The organism is Gordonia sp. NPDC003429, assembly GCF_053588575.1.
On the sequence record NZ_JBSFQF010000038.1, the window covers coordinates 1 to 6,283 of the forward strand.

Genomic DNA, 6,283 nt, shown 5'->3' on the forward strand with positions numbered 1-6,283 from the left:
ATCGCGCCGAGCGCGCTCATTGCGTCTGCGTGGTCGTCCTCGAAGAGGTGCGCGTAGACGCTGAGCGTGGTCGTGACCTTTGCGTGCCCCATGAACCGAGCGATCTCCAGCGGAGGAATGCCCGCAGCGACGCACAACGATGCATACGTGTGCCGGAGCGCATGGAACTTGAGGTCAGCAGGCAGCAGCGCGTGGCCGGCCAGTCGGTTGGCGCGCAGCACCGCAGGCCGGAACACGGCTTTGTAGAACGTCGGGTGCCGCACCGGCTCGGCCCAGTCGAGCGCCAACCGCGCCTCAGCGTCGTGCACGCCCAGCGCAGCCAGGGCGTCTGCTTGCCGTCCCGCCTTCGCCTTGGCCGTTCGTTCGCCGTCCGCTTTGATTCCCGTCGGCCGCTCGGTTACGAGCCGCATCGCCGGGAACAACGGGGCCGTCGGATCGTCAGCGCGCGGGTGCTCGGCAAGGTAGCTGCGCAGTAGGTCCACCGTCGCCGGGGTGAGCGGTACGCGCCTGCGACTGCCTCGGGTCTTCGGGGCGACGTAGCTGGCAACGCCGTCGACAACCTGCACCGTCCGCTCGACGCGCAACGTCCCCGGCTTCGGGCGCGCGTTCGGGTTGACGGTTCGCGTCGGTAGCTCGACGTCCCCCACCTGCAACCCTGCCAGCTCCGCTGCCCGCAGCCCGGCCCATGCTGCGACGTGGACGTAGACGTGGAACGGCCAGGGCGTCGCTGCGACGAGGGCGGCAACCTGAGTCGCGGTGAGGAACTGGGCCGGGTCGTCCACTACCCCAGAAGTCCCGCCCGTCGCGCTGTGCTCCCCAGGTAGGCGGACGTAATCGGCTGGGTTCGTCGTCAACCGACCGTCCACCACTGCCTGCGCCAGCACCATCCGCACCAGGAAGTAGGCATGGCGCACGGTGCTCGGCTTCTTCCCCGCCCTCACCAGCAGATCGACCCACTCCGAGATGCGTTCGCGCTTGATTGCGTTGAGCGGGTACCCGCCGAAGACCGCATCAATCCCCAACGTGCCCATCTCGCCTCGTCGTTCCGTCGCTGGGGCGAGGGCGTACGCGTACCCGCGTCGGGTCGTCGCTTTCAGGTCGTGGCGACTGTCGAGCCATGCCGCCGCAGCTACGCGGAACGTGACGTCACCGGACTTTGGGTCGAACGTGGTTCCGCGACGCTGGTTGAAATCGACGGTGGTGGCGTAGGCGTCGGCCTCTTTGCGCGTGCGGAAGCCGCCCTTGGTGCGGTGCTTGCCGTCCGGGGTTCGCCACTTCACCTTGTAATAGGGCTTCCCGTCTCGCTTGGACGTGAACCTAGTGACCGAGGCCATCTCAAGCCACCCCTTCCCTATCCAATACCCGCCTCACCGTGGCGTAGTGCCATCGGTAACCGCCACCGGGCGTTGCGATTCCGGCCTCATCGAGCCAGTTGGCGATAGCCTTCGGCCCAAGCCCCTCATCGCGTCGCATCGTCACTATCTCCTGCACCACGAGGGGGTCGATTCGACTTGGCCGGCCAAGCTTCTTACCTTCGCGTTTCGCACGCGCCAGGCCCTCTTTCGTTCGGATGCTGATTCGACGACGCTCCTCCGCAGCCACGGCGAGGCGTATGTCGGCGGTGAGTCGCTGGCTGGGTTCGCCGCTGTCCGCACCTTCGCAGTCCAGCAGTCGCCAACCGTGCAGCTCCGCACGCTTGTAGAGTTCCGCAGCATCGAGTTGGTCGCGGGTTGCACGGTCTAGTGCCCGCACCAGGAGCGCATCAGCCATGCCCGCTTCGAGCGCATTGATCGCTACGGCTCGGCCGTGCATCTCCGCAGCCTTGCCACCGCTCACCACATCGCTTGTAACAGTGATTAACTGGTGACCTCGGTCCAGGCAGTACTTGGTCAGGTACTCCTGCTGGGATCGCAGGCCGTAGCCTTTGGTGTCCTGTACAGTGGTCGATACCCTCACGTAGCCAATAACTTTCAGTGGCTGGTACTCGGCTACCTCTGGCTCGGCAGGCTGCGCCTTATCGGCCAGGGCGCGGCGTAGTGCCTCCGCTCTGGACGTGGACTTGCTCTTGGTCATCGTTCTCTCTCCTGCGTTTCGGCGTAGTTCCTGGTGGGCGGGCGTCGGAATCGCAAAACGGTCGTTACGGCGGTTCCGACGACGCCGACCGTACGCCACCTGACCAACCCAGAACGTCCACAGTTGTTCGCTGGCAACTCATTTCGCAAGATCTCGGCCCCGCCCGGACTCGTCGAGCTTCGCTACGATCGCGGTTCTACCCAGGTAGCTCCAATGCTCCCCACGTTGAACGGTCGGTCGGCCTACCGGGAAGGGTCCGCCGTCTCAGCGGCTTAGCGTGGCGATGGACGTTGCCGGCATGGGCGTGTAGCCGAGGCGGCTCTACGCGGGGGGGGTTATCGACCGCCAGGCGGAAACGGACGCCTCTTCCTCTGACTAAACAGGCGCCCCCAGTCGCTGCGCCCAATACCAATAGCTCCATGACCTTCGCCTCCGGCGGCCCCGGTACGGCGTCGGGCAGTCCCCGGCCCGCAGTCCCCGGCCCTATAGGGCGGGCCGGAGAGCCGGAGACCGGCTCTCTCCGGCCTCCCTGCGCACTCTCGATGAACAGCGTGCGGCCGTGGGCCGGACACTGAGCCGGACACTGAATCCGCAGGTAGGCAGCGGTTCGCCGAGTAGTCTCCGGCTCGAAGGCCGGACACTGAGCCGGGGACTGAATCCGAGGTGCGCAGTGTCCGGCTCCCCGGGCCGGACACTGCATGCGCGAAAGGCGCTCTCTTTCCAGAGATTCGCTCATATCTCGGCACTCGCTCCCAGCACGTAACCGCTCCCCATTACTTTCCAAACCTTGACCTTGCGAGTCCTAGTGGACTCGTTGTACGGGTACTCCTGGTTCACCTGAACCTGCTGAATACGACGCTCACCTTCGAGCGCCGACCAAGCCTCACGGAATCGCTTCTCGTGTGCTCCGTGCTGGATCGCGAGCGCTTCAATTGACGATGTCTTCGACATCTCGGGGTGGGATGGTATCCACTCCAGGATCAGAGCCTTCCGCCCGTCCGACGTCTTCGGGTCCGGACCTGCGAGACCGCCCTGGCTCGCTGACCGGCCCGCGTCCTCGTGCACGCTCCATCGAATCTCCCCGTCGTGCGTGCCAGTATCTGGATCGAATTGGCCGAGGTGCCAGTCGATGTCGTACTCGCGTCCGCCCCACTGTCGCGAGTTGTAGCTGACCCGAAGGCGGAAGTCTCCCTTCTCCACGTCCGCAGGTTCACGGTGGTGCCGGGTGATCCAACTATCGGCGTTCTCTGCTTGGCCGGCCATCGAGATCAGGTCCAGGTCGTTGCCCTTGCTCGCCGTCGAGCGGTAGTGGTCCGTCATGAGCGACGTCGCGCCCTCGCACTCGGCACGAACGAACTTGTGGAACCGATCGAGGGCCTGCCCTCGCTGGTACAGGTTCGACGCCTCGACGTCTGCCGGATGGAAGTTGTAGAACGACTCGATCAACACCAGTTCGGGTTGGGCGACGTCCAGCATCCGTTTCAGCTCGTCGTTGAACCTCGGGTCGTTCATCGGTGCCGCGCCAAACGCCGCGCGCAGCGGGAACGTCGGGTCGCGCATCACCTCAGCCGGGTCAATCCCGTACGCACGACACATGCGCTGGAGCTTGCGACGTACGTCCGCCTGCCCACCCTCGCCCACGATGTAGAGCACGGGGTGCATCCCGTCGACCGCGAACCGTTCGTGACCGTAGAGGGCCTTTCCCGTCGAGACGGCGAGTGCGATGGCCTGATTCTCGTGGGTCTTGAGCGACTTCTTTGGCCCCGCCACGACCCCGAACGTGTCCTCGACCAACACACCGCGAATTAAAAAGCGCGGCTTCGGCACCGGGGAGGCCCACTGGTCTGCGGACAGCAGCGTGAAGATGGACCCGGCCTGCGGCTGGCTATCTGTCTTCATCCCTCGACGGAGCCGATAGACGTTGCCTTTCGGGTTGTCCGGGTGCCACATGCCGCCGGGTGCGAACGCCGCAGTGACCAGCGCCCGGTCATCCGCCGTCATCGTTGCAGCGGGATGGTTCGCGGCCACCTTCCGCAACGCACCATTCACTAAGCGATCGAACTCCTCTCGCGTGGTTGCATCCCCGCGCTCCGGTCCAAGTGCCGCTAGGTACTCGCGCTCAATGATCTGTAGCGCAGGGACTACGCCCGAGTGGCCTTCGGCACCGAGGGCGACGAGCGCGAAGGTCGCCTGGCGGCAGGTGTCGAACCTGCTGGCCCCATCATCGACCGCGTCCAGGACCTTGTTCACCTGCTCGGCTACCTCGGGACTCATGGCTCCACTCTGAAAGCGGTTCCGCAACCGACGACCTTCGACGACTGTGCCCTTTGAGAGCCCTTCCGCGTCATGCCGAAGCCCGTTCACCCACGACACCGGCAGCTCGGGAAGCTCACTCGGCGAAGGCAGAAACTCGGACTCGTGGCCCTCTGGGTCGAACACGCGAACTTGGTTCCCTGAGTGGTGGATCGACGGCGGGACGACTGCGTAGCGATGATGACGCTGCAAGAGCTCTACACCGCCGCCAGCTAAGACTCCCGGCCCGGCCCAGCCCTCGGGCACCCGATAGAACAGCTTGCGACTTCCGTCAGTGCGTGCAGTCAATGACCACGTGGCAGGCAGCTGCCCCCACTCGGCTTCCGCCTGGGCTATCGTCTCGGAACCGGGCTTGCCGTCGTAGCAGTCCACATCAATCCCGCAGACACCCAACGGCATCCGTGTGCCAAGGTTCAGTCCGCCCGGTCGGAGCGCGTACTTCTCGGCCCACGTGCGCAGTGTCGAGATCTGTTGGACGTCGGCCCCTTCGTGGCCCGTGACGCCGGATACCAGTAACGCCTTGCCCTTCTTGTCGCCCCTTCCGTCACCGAGCGGGATCGGATGCCACCCCGTGTCCAGCAGTCGCTTCGCGTGCTCAACGAAGTCATCTGGTGATAGACGGTCGTAACGCCCTCGTCGCGTTGAACCGCGAGGGGTAGCCGATGCCGCCGACGTACCGTTCAGGCCCTCCCTTGCCCGCTCGGCGGCGGGAACGCCCGTCTCGCGCGTCGGTTCGTCGGGACTCTCGGAATCGCGGGAAACCTTTTCGGTAGGTGGTCGGCCCTCGTCGTCAGCTGTATCGAACGAGACGTTAGGTATGCTCATAGTGCGAGTCTTTCTGTTGCGCAGATGGATTCGATACCAGGTCGCCCGCTCCCTGGATCAACGTCGCTGGCGTTCACAGAGCTTCATCCAGGCCTCTGTGGACGCCAGTCGGCGTTTACGGGGCTGGCGAAAGCTAGAGCCACCGGTCCTCAAACCACCCGTGATCATCATGGAAACCATCGTTGCGAAAGATGTCTAACGAGTTGTCTAAGAGCCCCAGCTCGTAGACGCCGGTCGCATCACAAAGGCACGTCGAGCAGATCGGTAGAACGTGAACTCGCTGCCCTCGGCGTACGACAACCCCGCCCCAGTCCGGCGCCCGGTCTCGTCCTGCCCTCTCACAGAAGATGCACGCTGACGCGAAGCGGTGCATCAGCAACGAGACGAGTCTTTCGACCGACCATGCCTCCTGCGGCTCTGCGTCTTTGATCGGTGAAGGACGCGTCCAAGGTTCGGTGTCCTGCGGAACATCGTCGTCGAAGTCATCGAAGTGGAAGTCATCAGAGCCCTCGTCGCCATCCTCTGCGCCCTTCTGACGCAAGTGGAGGACACTGCACGCGACGCCATGTTCGTCGCTCGATGCGTCGTCTGGCAGAGGAAGGTAGCGGACATTGTCGTACGGCAGCACCGACGCAAACGGATTCGCAACGGTCGGGAACGCAACCGGCGCACCCCCGACGCGCGGAGCAGCAGGATCGTGGAGGATGACGTCCAGTTGCCCAGGAACACCCAAAACGGCGAGATCAAGCAGTCCCTCGTAGGTCTGCACTCGCTCGGGCCGCAGCAGTGCTGGGTCCGTCGCGTCCCGCAGCTCTTCCGTCGTGTAGCCACCCGCGCGGAAGTTGAGCAGGCGACGCCGGGCCAAGTTCGAGTACAGATACGCCAGCAGCTCCGCGAGGTTCGAGGGCTCGGGGTAGGTCACCGGCGTATCCGCAACCTCCGCAAGCACCGGCCCCACAATTGGATTCGATCTGGCCCGAGGTGAATAGTGCTTGACGTCTCGTGTGCCCGCCTCCTCCGCATCCACCTGAGGATTAGCGGTTCGATGCCGCAGAGCCAAGTTCGCCATGTA

Annotated in this window: 4 protein-coding genes; all 4 read right to left on the reverse strand. The window is 64.6% G+C overall.

Features of this window, described 5'->3' with window-relative positions:
• The coding region (locus ACWDSI_RS20240) for a tyrosine-type recombinase/integrase (protein ID WP_449757654.1) at window positions 1-1,334 on the reverse strand (1,334 nt) is incomplete at its 3' end.
• Window position 1,335: 1 nt separating this feature from the next.
• Window positions 1,336-2,073: a recombinase family protein gene (locus tag ACWDSI_RS20245; protein ID WP_449757655.1), complete on the reverse strand. Its 738-nt coding sequence runs from the start codon at window positions 2,071-2,073 to the stop codon at window positions 1,336-1,338.
• A gap of 732 nt (window positions 2,074-2,805) precedes the next feature.
• Entirely contained in the window at window positions 2,806-5,211 is a 2,406-nt protein-coding gene (locus ACWDSI_RS20250) for a bifunctional DNA primase/polymerase (protein WP_449757656.1), read from the reverse strand.
• Between the two features lie 133 nt (window positions 5,212-5,344).
• The coding region (locus tag ACWDSI_RS20255; protein ID WP_449757657.1) for a hypothetical protein at window positions 5,345-6,283 on the reverse strand (939 nt) is incomplete at its 5' end.

What these genes read in the sequence shown, in the direction of transcription:
- ACWDSI_RS20245 (WP_449757655.1), bottom strand. Translation starts at nt 2,073, where the DNA reads ATGACCAAGAGCAAGTCCACGTCCAGAGCGGAGGCACTACGCCGCGCC.
- ACWDSI_RS20250 (WP_449757656.1), bottom strand. Translation starts at nt 5,211, where the DNA reads ATGAGCATACCTAACGTCTCGTTCGATACAGCTGACGACGAGGGCCGA.